17 protein-coding genes are annotated in these 19,003 nt (G+C 49.8%); 9 read left to right on the top strand and 8 right to left on the bottom strand.

Going from position 1 to position 19,003, the window contains the following annotated elements; genetic code table 11:
- The first annotated feature begins 197 nt into the window (after positions 1-197).
- Positions 198-608: an MbcA/ParS/Xre antitoxin family protein gene (locus ACMTA2_RS02675; RefSeq protein ID WP_014336071.1), complete on the top strand. Its 411-nt coding sequence runs from the start codon at positions 198-200 to the stop codon at positions 606-608.
- A complete protein-coding gene (locus ACMTA2_RS02680) occupies positions 608-1,285 on the top strand; it encodes an RES family NAD+ phosphorylase (RefSeq protein WP_413793609.1) in 678 nt (225 codons plus the stop codon). The genes ACMTA2_RS02675 and ACMTA2_RS02680 overlap by 1 nt, the downstream gene beginning before the upstream one ends.
- Positions 1,286-1,393: 108 nt before the next feature.
- Here the strand turns inward: ACMTA2_RS02680 and ACMTA2_RS02685 are convergent, their stop codons facing one another.
- From ACMTA2_RS02685 to ACMTA2_RS02695, 3 genes are all read right to left on the bottom strand, one after another.
- The gene (locus ACMTA2_RS02685) at positions 1,394-2,551 is read right to left on the bottom strand and encodes an AAA family ATPase (RefSeq protein ID WP_413793610.1); all 1,158 of its coding nucleotides are present in this window, start codon (positions 2,549-2,551) and stop codon (positions 1,394-1,396) included.
- 165 nt (positions 2,552-2,716) lie between these two features.
- Positions 2,717-4,324 (bottom strand): methyl-accepting chemotaxis protein, encoded by a 1,608-nt coding sequence (locus ACMTA2_RS02690; RefSeq protein ID WP_413793611.1) that lies wholly within the window; start codon positions 4,322-4,324, stop codon positions 2,717-2,719.
- A 245-nt stretch (positions 4,325-4,569) separates the two neighbouring features.
- A complete protein-coding gene (locus tag ACMTA2_RS02695) occupies positions 4,570-4,848 on the bottom strand; it encodes a DUF3077 domain-containing protein (protein ID WP_413793612.1) in 279 nt (92 codons plus the stop codon).
- A gap of 585 nt (positions 4,849-5,433) precedes the next feature.
- Between ACMTA2_RS02695 and ACMTA2_RS02700 the strand changes: the two genes are divergently transcribed.
- From ACMTA2_RS02700 to ACMTA2_RS02710, 3 genes are all read left to right on the top strand, one after another.
- Positions 5,434-6,399: an alpha/beta fold hydrolase gene (locus ACMTA2_RS02700; RefSeq protein WP_413793613.1), complete on the top strand. Its 966-nt coding sequence runs from the start codon at positions 5,434-5,436 to the stop codon at positions 6,397-6,399.
- Between the two features lie 413 nt (positions 6,400-6,812).
- The gene (locus tag ACMTA2_RS02705) at positions 6,813-7,454 is read left to right on the top strand and encodes a hypothetical protein (protein WP_413793614.1); all 642 of its coding nucleotides are present in this window, start codon (positions 6,813-6,815) and stop codon (positions 7,452-7,454) included.
- Positions 7,414-8,538 carry an XRE family transcriptional regulator gene (locus ACMTA2_RS02710; RefSeq protein ID WP_248692089.1) on the top strand — a complete coding sequence of 375 codons (1,125 nt, stop codon included), beginning with the start codon at positions 7,414-7,416 and terminating at the stop codon, positions 8,536-8,538. Before ACMTA2_RS02705 ends, ACMTA2_RS02710 begins: the two co-directional genes overlap by 41 nt.
- A gap of 161 nt (positions 8,539-8,699) precedes the next feature.
- Here the strand turns inward: ACMTA2_RS02710 and ACMTA2_RS02715 are convergent, their stop codons facing one another.
- From ACMTA2_RS02715 to ACMTA2_RS02735, 5 genes are all read right to left on the bottom strand, one after another.
- Positions 8,700-10,451 (bottom strand): retron Ec67 family RNA-directed DNA polymerase/endonuclease, encoded by a 1,752-nt coding sequence (locus ACMTA2_RS02715; RefSeq protein WP_413793615.1) that lies wholly within the window; start codon positions 10,449-10,451, stop codon positions 8,700-8,702.
- A 792-nt stretch (positions 10,452-11,243) separates the two neighbouring features.
- Positions 11,244-12,149, bottom strand: coding sequence for a hypothetical protein (locus ACMTA2_RS02720; protein ID WP_413793616.1), 906 nt, complete (start codon positions 12,147-12,149; stop codon positions 11,244-11,246).
- A 173-nt stretch (positions 12,150-12,322) separates the two neighbouring features.
- The gene (locus tag ACMTA2_RS02725; protein WP_413793617.1) at positions 12,323-13,429 is read right to left on the bottom strand and encodes a hypothetical protein; all 1,107 of its coding nucleotides are present in this window, start codon (positions 13,427-13,429) and stop codon (positions 12,323-12,325) included.
- Between the two features lie 1,392 nt (positions 13,430-14,821).
- Positions 14,822-15,247: an Abi family protein gene (locus ACMTA2_RS02730; protein WP_413795581.1), complete on the bottom strand. Its 426-nt coding sequence runs from the start codon at positions 15,245-15,247 to the stop codon at positions 14,822-14,824.
- Positions 15,248-15,484: 237 nt separating this feature from the next.
- Positions 15,485-15,811: an Abi family protein gene (locus tag ACMTA2_RS02735; RefSeq protein ID WP_413793618.1), complete on the bottom strand. Its 327-nt coding sequence runs from the start codon at positions 15,809-15,811 to the stop codon at positions 15,485-15,487.
- A 922-nt stretch (positions 15,812-16,733) separates the two neighbouring features.
- On the opposite strand from ACMTA2_RS02735, the gene ACMTA2_RS02740 reads away from it, so the two are divergent.
- The 4 genes from ACMTA2_RS02740 to ACMTA2_RS02755 all read left to right on the top strand — a co-directional run bounded on the left by ACMTA2_RS02740 (position 16,734) and on the right by ACMTA2_RS02755 (position 18,922).
- Complete coding sequence (locus ACMTA2_RS02740) at positions 16,734-17,513, top strand: TIGR04255 family protein (RefSeq protein ID WP_413793619.1); 780 nt, start codon at positions 16,734-16,736, stop codon at positions 17,511-17,513.
- Positions 17,510-18,163, top strand: a complete 654-nt coding sequence (locus ACMTA2_RS02745) for a hypothetical protein (protein ID WP_413793620.1) — start codon at positions 17,510-17,512, stop codon at positions 18,161-18,163. Before ACMTA2_RS02740 ends, ACMTA2_RS02745 begins: the two co-directional genes overlap by 4 nt.
- 95 nt (positions 18,164-18,258) lie before the next feature.
- Positions 18,259-18,609, top strand: a complete 351-nt coding sequence (locus tag ACMTA2_RS02750) for a hypothetical protein (RefSeq protein ID WP_413793621.1) — start codon at positions 18,259-18,261, stop codon at positions 18,607-18,609.
- A gap of 64 nt (positions 18,610-18,673) precedes the next feature.
- Entirely contained in the window at positions 18,674-18,922 is a 249-nt protein-coding gene (locus ACMTA2_RS02755; protein WP_413793622.1) for a hypothetical protein, read from the top strand.
- The last annotated feature ends 81 nt before the right edge of the window (positions 18,923-19,003 follow it).

A 19,003-nucleotide genomic window follows, 5' to 3' on the forward strand; every position in this document is an offset into this window, starting at 1 on the left:
CGATACTGTGCCGAAAAGCGCCGGGAGTCGATGGTTGGAGCTTATGCGGGATTTGGGGATTTTGCCCAGTAGCTGCGGGAAGCCACGCCGAATTATTCAAATAGAATCGACTGAGTACGCATGCGAATAAAAACTTAAAAACAATCCATATCTGTACTATCCTCTAAGCACCACCCCGCGATAAAGGAGCCAAACCCATGGCGACTTCCTCCATCACGCTCAATGCGCAGCAACAACTGGATTCCCCGGATGCGGGTCGAGTTGCGTTGAAGTTTTTCTTCAACCTCATGGCGTTGTGGGGCTGTAGCGTCGAGCAGCAGCGCACGCTGTTGGGCAAGGTGGGAAACACGACCTTCTACAAATACAAACAATTGCCGGAAAACGTGAAGCTGCCTCGCGATACGCTCGAGCGCATTTCCTACCTCATGGGTATCCACAAGGCACTGAGCATTATCTTCAGCAACAGCCGGGACCGTGCCTACCAGTGGATCAGCAGCCCGAACACCGCGGCACCGTTCAACGGCCAGTCGGCGCTGTCCTACATGCTCACCGGTCGAGTGGTGGACATCGCTGATGTGCGGCGCTACCTCGACGGAGTGCGCGGTTGATGATGCCACCACTGGCGGACCCGCAATGGAAACGGGCCTATCGGATCGTCAACAGCAGCTTCCCGCCGATCACACTGTTTGAGGACGTGCTCGACCCCGAAGACCTGCCCACTGCGTATGCCCTTGAAGCACTGACCAATGACCGGCTCATGGCAGAAGCCGGCGTTCTGTCGCGGGTGCGCCCCGAAGACCGCGTTTCCGGGCCCGGCTCCTCGCCCGTGATGGCGGCGTTTACCCACATCGGCAAAAGCAGCCGCTTCAGCGACGGCACCTTCGGCGTCTACTACGCCGCCAGCAGCCAGGAAGCCGCCATCGCCGAAACCTGCTACCACCAGGCACGCTTCCTCGGGGCGACCAACGAGCCAGACCTGGAATTGACCATGCGTACCTACGTCAACAAGGTCGTCAAACCCCTGCACGACATCCGCCACGACTACCCCCACCTCCACGACCCGGACCCTACGGCCTATGGTCCGTCCCAAGTGTTCGCCCGGCAACTGCGTGAAACCTTGTCGTGGGGGCTGCTGTACAACAGCGTCCGCCTGCCTGGCCACGAATGCGTGGCCGCGTTTCGCCCTCCGGCAGTGTCGATTCCGGTGCAGGGCAAGCATATTCGGTACGTCTGGAGCGCCCAGAAGCGGGAGATTTCGTTTGTGTTCGAGGTGAGTCAGGTGTGAGTTGGAATAAAAAAACACCTGACAGAATCAGCAGTGCTACTTACAGGGAGTGAATTCGTGGCGAGGGAGCTTGCTCCCGCTGGGCTGCGCAGCAGCCCTGTTTGTGAGTCAACTTGCCGCGATCAACGCTTGTTCTTCCAGCCATATTTCCTGAACGAACGGATCTGTAATCGCGTAGATCCCATGTCCGCGACGGATGATGATATTTTCGGCCACCAGGGCAATCACCACGGGTTGAATTTCTTCTATACGAACATCGCGACCCACGGCCTTTGAGTATTCTGCTGCCGCGTCAACGGAAAAAATGCCGCGAGCATCACCTGCTGTCGAGGCGATTTTATTGAAGATGGCTTGAGCCAGACTGCCCAGTTGCTCAACCTTCTCGAGCTCTATGTTGGCTGCGGCGGAGCGCAGCGTACTGGCGATGACAGGCAAGAATAGGTCTGGATTCCCCTCTTGTTGCAAGACTTGCCTAAGGGCCTTAAGCATTTCTTCTGGGCGGTTGCCAAGTGTATTGAAAGCTTCCGTTGCGACTTCAAGCGACGGCAGTTTGTGCTGGCTGACAGTCATTGCCAGGCGGTTCAACAGATACTCGACATAATCGCCCTTCAAGACGGGATACGCCGTGGAAGTTGCGCCGGAAAAAGCCTGGTTACGTTTTGCCGTGAGTTCGCTGACCTGCGCTCGGTGAGAGCCGGTGCCGATGAACAGAAAGTAACCCGGAGTATTGGGACGAGGGTTGATGGCGTCACGAGCGGCTTTCAGCGCGAGCAACATCTGGTTTCCATCTTCAGAGGCGATGGCGTGTTGTACCTCGTCGACGATAAGCACCAAGTCAGTCTTGGCTTGATCGACAACTTCGGTGAACGCTTGCGCGAGCGTCGTGCCCCCAACATCACCGATTCCTTCAAGTTTGAACCCGAACTTGAATCCTGCCGCACCGACATCGACGCCGCTGACCCGCTTGAGTTTTTCAAGCAGCCCAGAGGCGGGGGTCTGTAATTCCTGTAGCGTTTTACGAATGGCGTCATGCAGTAAGGTGGCTGGGTTGGCGAGGGTGTCGCTCCAGAGGTCCACATAAATGACCAGCGCCCCCTCTTTTTCCAGGGCTGGGATCAGGTCACTTCGCAAAAAGGTCGTTTTGCCGGTTCTGCGCAGCCCGGACAGAAACAGACCTGAACGCAAACCTTCGTCAAGAACCCCCGGATTAAGAAGCTGGTTGGCCATGCTTTCAGCCAGTTCCGGGCGCTGAAAAATGCTGCTCATGCAATTATCCTGTTTTATGGATTAGCCATAATTATTGCTGAGCCATAATTTAGCATAAGATTTGCGGGAGACTGGAAGCGAAACGTTTGCTCGCTGATCAGTAGGGACTGAAGGGCTGCTGTGCAGCCCGCGGAAGCAAGCCCCCCTGCCACAAGTGCCGATTGATCAGATCTTGAACTGCTGTACCGAAGCCTGCATCGACCCCGCCGCATCGTTCAATTGATCCGCCGTTTGCGTCAGGTTGTGAATCGAGCGTGTGTTCTCACGGGACTGCTCGGCAATCGACTCCACCCGCTGGGCCATCTCATCACTGGCCTTCGATTGCTCGGCGATGGTCTGGGAAATCTCCTCCACCACTTCGGCCGCATGCCGGGCACCGGTGCGGATTTCGCTGATGGACACCCCGGCCTGCTGGGCCAGGTTGACGCCTTCGTCCACACGGCTGACACACGCTTGCATGTTCGCCACCGCGTCCCGGGCGCTGGACTGGATGCGCTCGATCATCGCGGTGATTTCCTGGGTGGACTGGGTGGTGCGCGCCGCCAGGTTGCGCACCTCATCGGCCACCACCGCAAAACCACGCCCCGCCTCACCGGCGCGGGCGGCTTCGATGGCGGCGTTGAGGGCCAGCAAGTTGGTCTGCTCGGCGATGCTCTTGATCACCTGGATGATGGAATGAATGTCCTCGGACGAGGCATCCAGCGCCGTGATCTTGCTGGACGACTGGTTGACCACCTCGGCGATCCGGTTCATGCCTTCCACCACCCCGAGAATCACCTGGCCACCGCTGCTCGCCAAATGCTCGGACTGCGCCGAAATCGTCCGGGCACTGTCGGCGTGCTGATGGATCTGGCTGATGTTCGCCATCATCTGCTCCATGCTCGCCGCCATGCTGGTTGCGCTCTGGGCCTGCTGGTCGGCGCTGGACACAATCTGCCGCGCCGTATCACCCAAATGCCGGGACGTGCCGTGCAACTCATCGCTCTGGCCGCGTATCGTGGCGATCATCTGCCGCAGATTGGTCTGCATCTGCTCGATCACACCTTGCAACTGACCCAACTCATCCTTGCTTTGAGCCCCCATCGAGCGCTGCAAATCCCCTTGGGAAATCGCCTGGGTATTGAGGATGATCTTGTTCAGCGGCGTCAGCACCGCCTTGAGCAAGCTCCACGACAACAGCGCCAGCGCCACGCAGGTGGCCAGCAATGTTACGACCAGCCAACGCTCCGAGCTTTGAATACTGCTGTCCTGATGCTCGCGGGACGTCTGCGCCTGGTTTTCGATCAGCTCACTGACCGCCTCGTTGCGCTCCTCCAACGCCGAAAACGCGCCGTCGAACTCCGCCCGCAACGCCTGGCCATCCTGGGCACCGCCCAGCGCCTTGCCAATCACTTGCTTGGCTTTATCAATGTAGGTTTCGACCTGTGGCTTGAGCTCGCCAATCGCCTTGGCGACATCCCCCGGCAACTTCGCCTCGGCGTTTTCGGCGATGACCTTGCGCATCCGCTGCGTATGCTCATCGAACGCCTCCAACACCTCCTTCGCCCCTTGGGCATCCCCCGGCTTCACCAGCAAGGCGGCGAGCACATCGGCACGAATGGCGTCGTGCATCATGTCCGCTTCCATGTGCTTGCGCATGGCCGAAATACTGGTCTCGTTCTGCACCAAGGCCTCGGTCATGGAGTGATAACCCCACAGCCCGATCCCGCCGAGCAGCAACGCAAAAGAAAGACTGACCAACCCCGAGCCTATGACTTTGGTGCGGATCTTCATCGCTTACTGCTCCTGGAGCGGGGGAATTCTGGGAAGTGTAGTCGAGCGCAAGCGGAGCCTTGGGGACAAGGCCTGCTCTTATCTGAGGCTATCGGCGGGGGAATTGATTAGATGAATACGCCGCAAACTCGTGGTGAGGGAGCTTGCTCCCGCTGGGCTGCGAAGCAGCCCTTCTTCAATATTTTCCGTCATACAGAAAAACCCAATGCTGCCCGACCCAGTGAGCAGCATTGGGCCTGCGGCTCTTAAGCAGGATTGCTCCCTGGCGCCTCCAGCACCTTCACCACGTCATCGATGACGGCCTTGCTCATATCCTGCAAATAACACGACGCCCAGGCATACCGATCCGTGCCGCGAATCATCGCCGCATCCTCGGCCAGGACCTTGGCAACGTGGAGCAGGTCGGAAGCGTGGGACAGGGCTTCGCCGATGGGTATACCGCTGTTGACGCGGAAGAGCGGGCGGTCGGCGTGGTAGCAGAAGGGGGTTAGGCCTGGGGTTTTGAGGTCTTTTGGATGGGTCATTGCGCACCTCCGGTTACCAAATGGCGACGGGGGGTGACTAGCAAAGCGATAAAGCGAGGCTGCAGCAGATCCATGGCATGCATCGATAAACTCCCATATCAGATGAGAGCTGCCACGTTCGTTCTCAGGCGAATGGGTGGCAGCTGTGCGCAGGCTGAGAAACCGGAGATACAGGAACCCGGCAGACCCGAAGGTCTCCCACGCACAGCCGCCATAGCACGGAATGCGGACATAAAAAAACGCCGCAAAACGTGGTTCGGGCGCTGTAGCGCCTGCATCTTACTCGGGTTCTCAGGCCCGGTCGCTGAATTGGCAGCGACTGCTGAAGAGTAGTGAGCGATTGGAGCAGCGGCAATCGTGGCGCGATGCTGGCGAATCCGAAATTACGTATCCAGATTTTACCTGGCGTGTAGCTTCTAACTGGCGGGAGTCCAGTAGTCTGAAACCTTCTTTTCATCATCAATGCCCACTCGTCGCCACTGTCAGTTCTGACAGTAGCGAATTTATCGGGGATACATCCAAGCTAGGTTTGTCCAGTCTGGGCACAGTGTGGGAGAAGTCATCTGGCTCAAGGTGGTCTTCAGGATGAGGCAATTTATTCTTTCCGACATCTTGGCTTTTCCAGCCTTGTCCGCCCAGTCGCATGCAACGATTCCATTAATGGAAGGGTCTGGCATGGTCATTGACGGTGAAGTATTTAGAAGTGAATACGCGGATGTGAACGGCATTCGCATGCACTATCTGGTGAGCGGTAACGGTGAAAGACCGGTGCTCCTGATCCATGGCTTTCCGGGAAGCTGGAGGAACTGGGAGGCCGTGATGGGACGCTTGGTGCGCGCTGGCTACACCCCTGTCGTTCCTGATTATCGTGGCGCCGGAGAAACGGATATTTCAGCCAGTGGTTATGATAAGAAGAACATGGCGCTGGATCTGCATGAGCTGATTAAAAAACTGCAGATGAATCGGGTTGATGCTGTGGGTCACGACATGGGTTTGATTGTCGCCTATGCCTACGGCGCACTTTATCCCAATGAAACCAAACACATCGTCTTAATGGACGGCTTTATCCCGGGTATTCCAGGGTGGGAGATTCCTTTTAATGGCAATCCCGCAACCGGTATCTCCAGCAAGTGGCATTTTCGCTTCTTTGGAAGCACTGCCGAAAAAATGATCAAGGGCAAAGAAAAAATTTACCTGGACATGTTTTTCGATGAGTTCGTTTACCCAGGAAATCCCAAGGTAACGCAAGAGGTGCGTGAGGCCTTGTTGAACGATTATTCCCGGCCAGGGCGCATGGGCGCGGCTTTCAAGCTTTATTCGGCCTGGATAGAGCATGACGCAAATGACAATCAGGCATTCGCTGAAAATAAACTGACCCTCCCGGTCCTCACCATTGGCGGAGATCACTCAAGAGGCAAGACGTTGGCCGAGCAAGTGCAGCACATTACCTCGCAGCCCCATTCCTTGATCTTGCAAAATACTGGGCATTGGGTGCTTGAGGAAAAAGCGGAAGCTACCAGTCAAGCGATCCTGGATTTCTTGCGAAATTAAAGTGTGCATAGGTCTTGGCGAGTTGCGACGGAGGCAGGGGGTAGGGATATCAATACGCCAGAAAGAAAAAGCCTTCGTATTCTGCGAGGGCTTCGTTTTGTATGGTGCGGCACCAGGAGTCGAATAACTCCACAACTCACTGTTAAATAAGATAATAAAATTAAAATCGTATTCTTCTATCCCTAAATTTATCCTTTTTGGCACGTCATTTCTCTAGCAAGACGTCGCTCAACACAAGCTGCGTCTGTCTCCCCTTCGCTCAGGTTTTCTCTATTCGTGTCAGCGGGTTTCTACGTACGTCGACCTCGTAAGGAGGGCATATGGGCGAAAAGCGGTAAGAAGCTTGACAAAAATAAATTTTGGAACAAAAATCGCTTTACAAAAATTGGAAATAGAACGTTTAGGCGGTGAGCATGCTGAAACCATCTGAAATATCTGTGAGTCTTTCATCTGACCGCTTGAGCGTCATTTCCCGGCGAATACTGGATGTCCTTGACGATGCCTTGCGCACGGCGAGCACTGATCTCGACTGCTCCTACAGTCGAGGGACCTTGTCATGGGCGCGAATAAAAAATGCCCTTCTTCAGATGGCAAAATCCGCCGAGCATTCTTGGCTGACGGTTAAGCACTCAGGTAATGATTTGGTTCTTGGTATCGGACAGGAATCTGTGCGGTTTTTCCTTGATGATCATGAACAACCTAAGAAATTGAGGGTGCTGAACCCCACAAGTGCTGAAGCCAAACAGATTCAACTCTTCGAAGATGATGCCCATTCGGAATTTTTGTGGCGTTTTATTATCGAAAAGGCTGTTACAGACGATGAAGACCACCAGGTCTACTTTGTCGGCTACGAAGCCCACTCCGAGCGAGATGGCAATTTGGTGGCTGAGTGGCGCTACAACGATGATGGTGTAAGGACTCTAGCAGCGGTCGATTCGTACATACCGGCTGCTACGGAGCTTGAACCTATTAAGCTCTCTCCTATAGATGAAGATACGGCGGAAGGCGAAGATTATGAAGCCGTCAATGGTGCAGGACGGGATATTCAAGAGTAGTCAGCTTCGGCTTGCCCGTCATTACTGGGGTAAAACCCTTAATGACATTGCTGAAGAAATTGGATGTACTAGACAGTACGTGTCTCAATTGGAAACTGGCAAGGGTAAACTGAAGTTAGAGGATCAAATTACAGATGCTTTAGCAAAATCATTAAAAGTAGCCCCGACATTTTTTTTCAAGCCTGTCGGGGCTTCGTTGTCTGAGGAGCAAGCTCACTTTCGTAAGTTGGCAACTACAAAAGCTAGTGTGAAGCAGAAAGTTTTAGCTCGTGGAACATTGTTTGATCAGTTGGTAGAGTTCATCGACACTAAAGTGCGGCTTCCTACTGTTGATTTTCCTGATGAGTCGGGTGCGGAAACTGCCGAGCAGATTGAGCAGGCGGCGGAGCGCCTTCGCACCTATTGGGGACTTGGCCTTGGGCCTGTTTCACACATGGTTAGGGTTGTGGAGCGGGCAGGTGCTGTAATTGCATTTTTCCAAGATGCTTCAACAGAAGTAGATGCTCTTTCTATTGTGTCACGAAGACCAGTAATAGTCAGAAATGATGCAAAGCAGAGCCCCTTTAGACTGCGTTTCGATATTGCCCATGAATTAGGTCATTTAGTCTTACACGAAGGGCAAGTAACCGGTGATAGGAAAACCGAATCCGAAGCTAACCGGTTTGCGTCTGCTTTTTTGTTGCCAAGAACAACTTTTGTAAAAGCTTTTCCCCGACGAGGTAGTAGGTTAGATTGGGTTGGGATAAGCAAGATGAAGATGGATTTTCAAGTTTCAAAAGCCGCGATTCTCTACCGAGCTAAATCCTTGGGTGTTATAGATGATTATCAGTATCGAGGTGCGGTAATCTACCTGAAAAATCAAGGTGAGAATATTGAGGAGAAAGAAGACGCCTTTTGTCAAAGGGAGCAAGCCGAAACTATACCTGCGGCTTTAAAGGTTCTTCGTGAATATCACGGTATAAATCATAGTGCTTTAGCTGAACAATTAGGTGTTACGTCAGATTTTTTATCAGAAATTGTGCCAAAGCCTTCGGGGGATACTCCGTGCTCTCAGCCTACTGCAGTATTAAGGCTCGTCAAGTAATTCAAGCCCCATTAGGGGCTTGAAACTAATTATTGATGGTGGCGGTTTGGGCTTGAATGGACGTGCACGGTGCCGCGTGCTTGAGTAATAGCTTGCGGTCGCATGCCTAGGAGGGAAAGGTTAAAGTTGAAATTTATTGTATTAAAGAATACTTTTGTTACTTAGGGTGCTTTGATGGCTGGGTAATCCTTTAAGGCCAGCTTGATTGAGTCTAGGATAGGTTCGAAACCAGAGAAGTCGATATTTTTCTGATTGGCTTTTACGATGTTTTGTGCAAATACGTGTTTGCTATAGGTAGTACTTGGTGGGCCGCTTCTTACGACCTCAAAAGTTTTTCCCTTATGTTGTGTTGTTAAAATTGCAGCCGGAAAAAAATTCTCCATCATGGTGTCTTTGCCGCCTGTTCTAGGCGTGAGGATAACATAGAGATTTTGAGCTATCTTATATAATGACTTGCTCGTATCTAAAACGGTTCCTTTTCCTTTGGGGATCGCATATGTGTTTCCGGTGACATCTTTGATGGCGCTGAATATAGGCTTTGACCCACTGTCGTTATCAACGATTATGATGGTCGGATACAATGGTGGATGTGCCTTATATTTGCCACATTGCCTTGCATAGTTCCTAATGAAAAGACCTATGTCGGCGCTGCCGCCATTTAGCCCTAAAACTCTATGTGTTAAGTTGGAGTAGTTAATGAAGCGTAGGTTGAGCTTTGTTTTACCGTCTTTGTTTGGCGACGCAAGCTCGGGATACTTGGTGTGAAGTGACTTTATGGCGCAAGTTAAGTATACGTTATCTGTTTTGCCTTCGCACATAATGGTTGGAGCAGATGAACCATAGAAATTTTTGTAAAATAGGAAGTCTCCATGTATTCGTTCTATGGATTTTAGTGGGAATTCCTCTTGTCTTTTACTGCTATTGCTTACGATCTTGGATCTGTTGAAATTGTCTACCATGTAGATGTAGCTAAACATCCCCTCAAGTTTTTTCAATTGCCCTCGAGGAATTGAGATCTTCTCGTTTTTTAAGTGCTTTGGTTTTTCCTGGATGTAGTAGTCACCATCCAGAAATAGCTTGTGCGCCATAGCTCTAACGGTGCGGCGAAAATTTGCGGGGGTATGTGTTACATTGTTTACTATGAGACCTGTTACGGTTTGTTGAGCTCGGCTGTATTGCATGCGTGTTTTATCATGGTTTAATCCGAAGCCGCTCTTGCTAACTATTTTCAACAAGTCAGAGCCAGGGATCCAATCGTGACTTTCATCAATTTTGTAGGCGACCGCTTGTGGGAACTTAATTTTATTTGTCGAGAATGTAATGTCATCGGCGTATCTTGAATATATGCAGCCGTTTTTTGACGCTAGCGAGACCATTCTGATGTCTAACAAGTGACCGATAAGGTTCGATGCTACCGGAGACGTAGGGCTTCCTTGCGGTAGAGCATCTTCATGACACATGATCTGAGCTAAGATAGTGGCGATTTTTGGCTGCAGGGAAAAATTTTTATTTGTAATGAAGAACCCGCGTAACCGCCCAACATGGATGGATCCGAAGAAATCTTTTATATCGATATTGAACACGTAAAGCTTTTTTCTGTGCTTGTCAGCATTCGTAATGATTGAGTGATCTTTTCTGAATCCGTGCGAAAGTGTTGCTAAGTTAGGTATTTGGAGCGTTATTGTTTCTAGGCATCTGTCTAGAAGTATTTTTACCTTTCGCTGCAGCGCTTTTAATTCGTCGCACGGCGCGGAGATGTTTCTAGGTGCTCCGCTGCTTTTTGGAATAGTAAATTGTGAGTACTTGTTGGTTTTTTTATATACTAAGTAGGCTAGGAATTTTGGTTCATAGTTCAGGATTACAGCAAGGTCATGTAGGGTCGAAGCTTTTTGAAGTTTGTGTAGGTCCGACATAACCCATCCTTGAGTAAATAAAGAGGCTTACAGGCACTCATATGCGTCCGCCAGGATTATTCATCTTAGCGTCAAACTGTGAGTCGCGAAGGAGCAATCTCCCGAACGAATGTTTCAAATACCACGAACCGTGGCAAAAAATCTGCCTGTAAGCCTCATTAAGCACACTAGCATATCACTACGGTTGCCTGTCAAGACCTGATTTTCGCCTTAGCGATAACTGTCTACCGCCACCTCTTTCGCTAACGGTTCACATGACTAAGGTGACGTTGATTCGATAATGGCATTCGCACGCGCAAGCAGGACGAAGACTGGATGGTATTGCGTAGAGCGGATGTCTAGAGTCCGGCCAAGGCGGCTGAAGAAGCGGCTGACCAGCTTATGACGCTTAAAGAGGCTATTATAGCGGTGCGCTGATCTGATGATGTCTTTCCAGGTGATTGCTCGAGATCCATAGACACACAATGACGCTTAGTTTTTGCCGATTACTGTTTGCGGTAATTGGCAGTTATGGGCCAGGTAATATGAAAGCGTTCTAGAACAAGTTTTACAGTCAGAATTGAAACGAAAATCGCGTTCCTACCTAACTTTTTTGGTCTACTGACTCACCAAACGTCGATAGATTTTACGTGGCAACGCAGACCACAAAACGGTGCATACTTTTTCACATCGCCTAGGTCGTTTGCTGCCAGTCGCGAATGACCGGAGCCGGCAAAGTCGACATTCCTTGATAATAAAATTTTACCATCCATTCCGCGTGAGAGCCGAGCACATAGGATGAACCTATCTGAGCTAATCCGCGTGCTTCTCTTTGCAAAATACCTCTGAAATGTGGACTATCTCTCTCGCAAAAAGTCGAAATGGCTGGGATATGCTAGTTAGATTTACGTGTCTACCGACTTCAAATATATAGTCTAAAAAACTGAAATTAGGTCTAGCGTAGTATAGGACGGGCTCCGATGTTTCGGCGTATGTGTCGTGACATAAAAATTCATTTTCTATGCCTTCTTTAAAAAAGTATTCCGTTACTACGCCGAGATTGTGGGTGTGCAAGTTTCTTATTTTTCGGCAAAAATCAATAAATTTTAAAGCGTCTTTTTCTAAGGTGGCTATGGAGTATGTGATCCTAGGATCAATACAATCAAATACTTCCTTCATCAGTGATGGGAGGGGGTCTCGGCGTACTTTTGCAGCGGCTTCTGCGGGTGTTTTATTCAGAAACTCCACTAGCAAGCTTTCGATGTATGCCTCTAAATGGGAGTATGTTGAGAGAAACTCGAGCTTGTGTAGTTGACTTAAAATAAATGATTGATCCTGTGAGTAGTGGAGCTTTTCCTTTATGGCCACCAATGTTCTCGATATTTCGCTGGCGTCAGCTTCATCAATTGATGGGGGGCTATTGAAGCTGGGATGCTGAAAATAGACTTCTGGTATCTTTAAATGAAAGTCATGGTACCCCTCTCGCTCATGCCATCTATCCTCAAATATTACTAAGTTCTCAAAAAAATGAGCAGTCAGCATAGTTGAATTAAACTCATTAGCAAAAACTTCATATGACTTACTGTCGTGCGCAGGGCTTAGTGGCATACATTTCTTATTTAACTCTTCAAGGAGAGTAATTTTAATTGGCCCATAATTTATGCCGGAAATATTTTTGTATCGCTCTCTTAGAATGTCGGGGATATTATTAAAGTCCATTTTTTACCTTTGCTTTTTTAGTGGGGCATCGAGACAGTCAGCGAAATTACAGTTAAGGTTTGATTGTCATCTAGGGTTGCTAATTTAAATTCGACAGTGAAAATGGACAGCTTTATTTATCCGCCAGATCGTATCGGCAAACAATAAATTCGTCCAGTTTTTTGTAGAGTAAATCAAGGTTTATGGGGCAGGGTTTTACTGGTTAGACGCAGAAGTGTTAGATTTGAAGTGTGAATTTCTAAGTCGTCTATCAGGATAGAGTTTAAGCAGTAGAGTAGTAGTGAGAGATAAAAGTAAGAAAAAAGATAGACCCATGTCGCGGACTTTATGCTTTCAGCGTTGGCGTAAATGCTGTTTATGCGAGATGCTACATTTCCGTGCGCATTGTTGTTTCTGGATGCATAGAGAATACCGAAGACTAAGAGCTCGAGGCGCTGAGCTTCGGTTCCAATCGACTGGGCGTCTGAGGTCTTGATACCCTTGTCATTATATTGAGAAAGATTAGGGCGCTCAATGATGATCTTTTGAAGTTCTTTTCCGAGAGCGTGTATTATATCTCTGGATTTGATTTTGTCTTTTGTGGATATTCCGAAGTCTACGTCTGTCTTTCCGGAAGCCTCAGATATAGAGCAAATCGCTGAGTATTTTTTTCCAAACATCCACTCGACATAGTTGTGAATTACGCCAAATCTTTTCTTGAAGCTGGAGTATGTCGAACTTATGTGGATGTCTCTGATTTTTTGCGCTGAGTTACTTGAGCAGGTTTTGTTATAGCTTTCTATGGCGATGCCTTTGAGTAAGTAAGTTGCCACGAAATGCAGAGTTTTGTCTGGAATACGTTTTGCAAAATCGACGATAGTTTCGTCTATGGTCTGAGAGGCTGCTGATTGGGTGTTCGGTATTTCGGTCTGTAGATGTGTAGATATAATGTTTATAGAGTTTGAAATCGAGCCAGTGTCTGTTAGTTTCGCACTGGTGGTGTTTGTTTTTAGGAAAAGATCGTTGTAGCAGCTATTTACGGCGGTCCATAGATAAGTGAACGCCATATCAGGGCGTTTAGGGAGACATGAGTATGAGTCTATTAGTGTTGTGGCTGCAATGTACGGTATTTTCTCGGGAGCTGTTTTCCAGGTTTTTGAGTCTAACAGCTTAAATTGCTCAAACCACTTGAATGAATTGTGGTCAATGTTTAGTTGCTTCTCTAAATGTTTTGAAAGACTATAATTTGTCACTAATTCGTACAGCTGTGTTAGTTGTTCTGCTCTTTGGCTGGAGTTCACAATGCATCCTGCAAGCGTCAATAGGGATGACTGGGAATTTACCATGTATCAGAGGATTTTGTACGGGGCTTGTTGAGAAATTCTTTCGATGTTTGTTCTGGATCTTTTTCGCGTGGATTAGCAAATGGAGTTAATGGAGGCAGGACTGTCAGTTTTTGTGTGCGGATAGGGAGTCAAGAAACCCGGCATACCCAAAGGTATCCCGCGGACAGCCGCAAAAACGCAAAGCAGTAAACGATAAAAAAGTCACCAATTGATAAGGAAATTATGGTGCTATGCGCGCTTTGATTGACTTCGACCGAGACGCATTGGCAGTGACCTTAGGAACTATCCATATACCTTTCCACTCGGCAACCTTGAAAGCTGTTGGAAATCTCTCCCAAAAATCGAGACTTTTGTAGCGTTTCCTTTGATGGTCCCTTGATGCCCGCCGCCAAACATATCCCGTAGTGCTTGCGGTCCGGCTAGGGCATAACTCAATTGCCGGCCATAGCCAAAATTCTGCCCATCCCGTCTACCAACGCCATGATCAAACTCCTCTGAAAGCCAAATCCTTGGAACTTTCCCCACGTCATCCCGCCAGGATGTTGAGTGTTATCAGGGATCAAGGCCCCTGCGACCTGTGAGGGTTGTCCACTAACGCGGGACTCGCGGCTCCTTACGACCAAGAGCTTGGGCATCTCATGATCTGACCTCCTGAGCACTTCCGAAGAAGTGGGCGGGTGGAGGTTGCACTTGCTGACGAGACCAGTGCCGCGAGATCCTGAGTCGGGTGAAGGCAGTGAAGCGATTACCGGGGCATGCCTGGCTGTCAGTCAGGTGCAGTCCATTCCTTGGGCTGCGGCACGATCATCTGCATCGCTGTTGCTGGTGACTTCGGTGTTTGTCACGCCGATTGTCACGGGGGGAATGCCGCAAAGCCTTGTACGAGTTGGGCTGCAGCAGTGGTAGGAGCGCCCGTCTCTTTCCGGGAGAAAGAGACGGGCGCAGGTTGGCGCACGGGAATGGCCAAGCGGATAGGTTGCTGCAGGGCAGCTATGAAAGGGGGAAGTTGCCGCAGTGGGCACTGGTAAAAGTAGGCATCCATCACATCGCTGTGACCGTGCGAGCCACCGGACGCTAATCGCACTTTGGGAGAACTACCACGGTGTGGCGTAGCCTTAAAGGTTCTGGCTACCTGGGTTGCTGTCAACGACAGCGCTTTGCCCGATCCTTTCTACGCCTGTGGATAATTCGGATTATGGGTCGAACTTTTTGGGAGTTCTGCGGCTTTGTGTGAAATTGTCCATATTTAGCAATCTGTGGTTTACGCACCACATTTTGCTTTAGGCAAGCTTTCGCTCCTGATACTTCTCCGGGCGCAATGGCAAAAAACATGACGTCTGGCTTCCCTTACCCCAAACACCATTGCGGTTGCCGTTTCCAGTCATCTGGAAATCCCATAAGTTTCAAATAACCCGGCTCTCTTTCGTCCATCATTTCGGCCAGGTGAAATTTCCACTGACTGTCTGGACTGATCAAATCGGTTAGATATGCCAGCATCGTTAGCACTATATATAGCCGCTGCTTGGGCTGAGGCCGATCGCCAGGTGCATTTTGGATGACCCATTCTTTAGGTAAGGATGGTCGAATCGAGAGTTCTCTGTTCCATAGTCGTGAGTGGTGGGCGCAGCAGTTGCGAATGAAGGTCAGAGTGTGGAGCCAGGAGGCCAGTACTTCGAAGGGGAGATTGAATCTGCTCGCGATCGTTTTTTTGTCGACGCTTTTGCCTATGGCATTGAAAAGGGTGGACACCGTTCCAAGGCTGAGCTCTTCCAGAACAGCTCAGGCGGGCGGCAACTCGGTATGGGAATAGGTTGATCCGTAGAATCGAAAATAGTTATCGCGCGTGCGATTTTCAATTCGCTGCTGCTGGATCTGATCTGCTCGGCTGCTCTTTTTTATACGATCAATCTCACGTCCAAGTTTGTTGCGTTCCTTGCTCAGTTGATCTCGCAGGGGCCGCAATAAATCCGAATGTGAGTATGACGAGGAGAAGATTGACGCATCAGCTATCTAGTCAGGTCCGTACTTCGGGCACATGTGATTGCTGATAGTCGCTCGTATGGAGACTTCGACACGTTCGATAGCATCCATGGTTATGCGTCGCAACGAGCCATCGAAGCGGTAGATGTCGACGACTGCTTTCAGAGTGCTACCAGGCTTGAAGGTGTGTTCAGGGTTTGTTTCCTGAAAAGGGCGCATGTAGGGGCTCAGGCGAAACAGCGTGACCACTTCCAGGAAACGCATGGCGCGGTCGTCGTTTGCGACTTGCAGGCCCCGTTGCTTTAGCAGTTCCAGTTGCTGTTCTGCGCTGAGGGCCGGCTTGTCGAAGGGCCTCATGTAGTTTTCTCCAGGCAAAAAAAAACCCGCACGATTTGAGCTTGCTGACTGGGTCAACCTAGGCTTGGCGGGTGTGTTGGGGTGCATTATAGGTAGGTGTAAGAGCCCATCAATGTTGGGCTGATGTGAAATTGTAACGGGTCGAGGCGCGCGGGCAGGTATGCTCTGCTGATTAAGAAGGCGTTGTTGGTTTTGTCGCAGCAATGCGGAAGCCCCTAGGGAGTTCCAAACGCCAGAAACAACAAAGCCCCTGCATTTCTGCAGAGGCTTCGTTTTGTATGGTGCCGGCACCAGACGAACGGTATGTTTCGGCGAGACTAGTTTTTTCGGGCATCTGGAGTTCGCTGGAAAATTCGGCGTACCCCAACTAGTAACTATAAATAAATCAGCTAGTTATGGCTTTCAGTGGAATCGAATTCGGGTGCTGAGCCAGAGCTATACCACCAGCTTGGGCTATAGACGATCTCTTGCAAATAGGCAGAGCTGGAATAAGTCATCCGGAGGGCTGAGTGGTGTCTTAGTGCCACTACATAGGGAGATAGCGTATGGATCATATCAATTCTATGGGAGTCTGGAATGCAGTGGAAATTTGGTCATCCCCCCCTTTTGAACCCTATCTGGAGCAGCCTCTGTGCTATCCACGTGGCAGCTCATCCCGCCGAGTCCTCCATGGATTTGAGACTTCGAGGCCCGGTTGCGATCTGAGGCCACCGGACGTGAGGCAGGCAGCCGCGGGTCAAAAGCGGTACTGATGAGCCAGCTCCGGGCTGAACCCATGAGGGAGATCCACCTAACGTCAGCAACGACGTAGCACAGAGTGACCTTAACGATTGATCATGCTTTCCAATCAACGTGCTAATGTACATCGCAACACACATCAATTTTCGCTGCTGTCTCGCGTGGGGCGCAAATGACTACGTCAGTGAATCAGCCACTTCCTAGCTTTAAAAAGCCTCCAATAAATGAAGTGGTTTGTGGGTGTCAGTTTGAACAGCTGAAGGATTTTAAGGTGACTCATTTTGGGGATCTGTGGAACCGACTAAAAAAGGATTTTCCTAAGGTCGAGCATGCCCTTCCCATCGCAAATGCTGAGGGCTTTCCACCCGAAGACCCAGAAACCAATCTACCTTCGCTTCGAACATGGTTCATCAACAATACTGACAGCCGATTGATTCAATTTCAACCGGACAGGTTCTATTACAACTGGCGTAAAAGAGAAAGGGAATTGGCGTATCCGCGATACGCAGAGGTTTTTAACTGCTTTGAGCGACACTTCAAAACCCTCGGGCATTTTGTCGCCGAAAACAGCTTGGGAGCATTTAATCCGACGGTTTGGGAACTGACATATACAAACCATGTGCTCCTTGATGGCGCCCCTAATTCGTTGGCGGAAATGTTCAGAGATCTCCATTGGGAGCGAGATCCGGATCGGTTCTTACCTGAACCTGTGAACCCAGCGTGGGCAGCAACATTTAACATGCCCGATGATTCTGGAACTTTAGTGGTAAAGTTCGGTAACGGAAGAGTTCAAGGCGAAGAAACAAAGGTTCAAATTTTTGAGCTCGCAGCGCGAGGCCCAGTGAAAGACCGTTCGGAAGCTGCCATGAAAGAGTGGTTCGACCTAGCTAGGGAGTGGATTGTAAGGGGCTTTACTGATCTTACGAGTAAGGAAGCACATGATCTGTGGGGGCGCGAGATATGAAAGATGCACTAACGGCGTTTGCTGTCTGCGATGCCAATGACTTCACATCGCTGGGTACGCGAACAGAAAGGACGTCACATAGTCATCATGGTGATGCGATCCGCGTTGCCAAGGCAATCTGTAGGGGGGCTGTCCCGATGTCCCCTACGTCGGATGTTTTCTCCTCTCAGGACTTGTTCTGCGATGCTCAGTCAGTCGCCGCCTTCGATGAACTGGATCGCCGGAGAACAGATACTACTGGTATAGAGTTCTATGTACATGCTCTGAGAGAGCAGAAGTCTATCAGGCATGCCGATAGAATTGCTGATCGTACCGCCAACTTACTTGAGCTGTATAAAGAGGATTATGACGGGAAGGCGTTGTCTTCTTCGTCTCTTGCTACATTTATTGATTTTTTGAATTTCCATCCGAACTCTAAGTTTCCTACTATTACGGCAACCCCCGCTGGAGAACTCTATGTGCAGTGGAAACATGATGAGAGTCAAAGACTAGGGATCCAGTTTCTGGCAGGCAGTGAGGTTAAGTGGATTCTCTTTAAACGGAACTCAACACACGAAGAGCGAATCGATCACTTTTCTGGTCAAACGATGGTTGATTCTTTTAGGGAAACCGCGAACGCACTGGGCATTCATGAGTGGATTGTAGAATGAACGGAGACACTCTACCTAACACCGATAATGTAGTGCGCCTATGTGGCGGCTCTCACCTAGATCCGGAGACAGGATGCCCGGGCCCTGGTGCTTTTATGCTTCGTGATGAGGAGTCCTATCTCTCTGTAAATTGGTTGGAGTATTTCGAGCAGTATAGCCATGAAAATAGATTGTTAGAGATCCGGCGGGTGCTGGCCAGCAAGAAAAATATAGGGAAAACCGCTCGGTTGGCCCTGTTTAATGTCGGTAACGCTATTCAGATAGTGGGGGACAATCCGCTCTTATCTTTCACTCACGAGCCTATCGACTCCCCCGAACTAATTGTCGACATTTCCCATTCCGGTATCAATAATATCCAAGGCTTTGAACAATTAGTGGCGGAAAAGCTAAGCCAAGCAGTTCATGAGTTAAGCGCGGCTAAGATTGATGAGTTAGCTGATAGGTAGCGGGCTCGTCACAGATGGATATTGCTGGGGTAAAAAATATGCGTGGCGTCGTTATGGTTTGGTAATGGCAGAGGGCGCTTTTATTCAGTATCTGCGAGAAATTGAGCATGCCTCTCTTCCAAGTTTCAGATCGAATCCTGACTTGCCGTTCTCGGCAAATGATCGATCTACTACCTATAAGGACGACGGGCTTGAGGAGAAAATTGATGCGCTAATAGAAACGGCTGAAAAAGTTGACCAGTACTTTAAAGTCCCGTTATATACGAAGAAACTTCAGATCCGTCCCATCAATTCGATTGCGGACAAGAAGTGAAAGTGTGGGCTGCTTTTTTGTTGTCAGCGTCAATGGGTTTATAGTCTGCTAAACCTGGCGTGCATACTGCCAGGTTTCAAG

It is taken from the genome of Pseudomonas medicaginis, assembly GCF_965119365.1.
GTDB lineage: Bacteria > Pseudomonadota > Gammaproteobacteria > Pseudomonadales > Pseudomonadaceae > Aquipseudomonas.

Coding starts and splice junctions, on each gene's coding strand:
- ACMTA2_RS02755 (WP_413793622.1), top strand. CDS start 18,674: ATGGCAGAGGGCGCTTTTATTCAGTATCTGCGAGAAATTGAGCATGCC.
- ACMTA2_RS02675 (WP_014336071.1), top strand. CDS start 198: ATGGCGACTTCCTCCATCACGCTCAATGCGCAGCAACAACTGGATTCC.
- ACMTA2_RS02750 (WP_413793621.1), top strand. CDS start 18,259: ATGCTTCGTGATGAGGAGTCCTATCTCTCTGTAAATTGGTTGGAGTAT.
- ACMTA2_RS02695 (WP_413793612.1), bottom strand. CDS start 4,848: ATGACCCATCCAAAAGACCTCAAAACCCCAGGCCTAACCCCCTTCTGC.
- ACMTA2_RS02700 (WP_413793613.1), top strand. CDS start 5,434: ATGAGGCAATTTATTCTTTCCGACATCTTGGCTTTTCCAGCCTTGTCC.
- ACMTA2_RS02745 (WP_413793620.1), top strand. CDS start 17,510: ATGAAAGATGCACTAACGGCGTTTGCTGTCTGCGATGCCAATGACTTC.
- ACMTA2_RS02705 (WP_413793614.1), top strand. CDS start 6,813: ATGCTGAAACCATCTGAAATATCTGTGAGTCTTTCATCTGACCGCTTG.
- ACMTA2_RS02680 (WP_413793609.1), top strand. CDS start 608: ATGATGCCACCACTGGCGGACCCGCAATGGAAACGGGCCTATCGGATC.
- ACMTA2_RS02720 (WP_413793616.1), bottom strand. CDS start 12,149: ATGGACTTTAATAATATCCCCGACATTCTAAGAGAGCGATACAAAAAT.
- ACMTA2_RS02735 (WP_413793618.1), bottom strand. CDS start 15,811: ATGAGGCCCTTCGACAAGCCGGCCCTCAGCGCAGAACAGCAACTGGAA.
- ACMTA2_RS02690 (WP_413793611.1), bottom strand. CDS start 4,324: ATGAAGATCCGCACCAAAGTCATAGGCTCGGGGTTGGTCAGTCTTTCT.
- ACMTA2_RS02710 (WP_248692089.1), top strand. CDS start 7,414: ATGAAGCCGTCAATGGTGCAGGACGGGATATTCAAGAGTAGTCAGCTT.
- ACMTA2_RS02715 (WP_413793615.1), bottom strand. CDS start 10,451: ATGTCGGACCTACACAAACTTCAAAAAGCTTCGACCCTACATGACCTT.
- ACMTA2_RS02685 (WP_413793610.1), bottom strand. CDS start 2,551: ATGAGCAGCATTTTTCAGCGCCCGGAACTGGCTGAAAGCATGGCCAAC.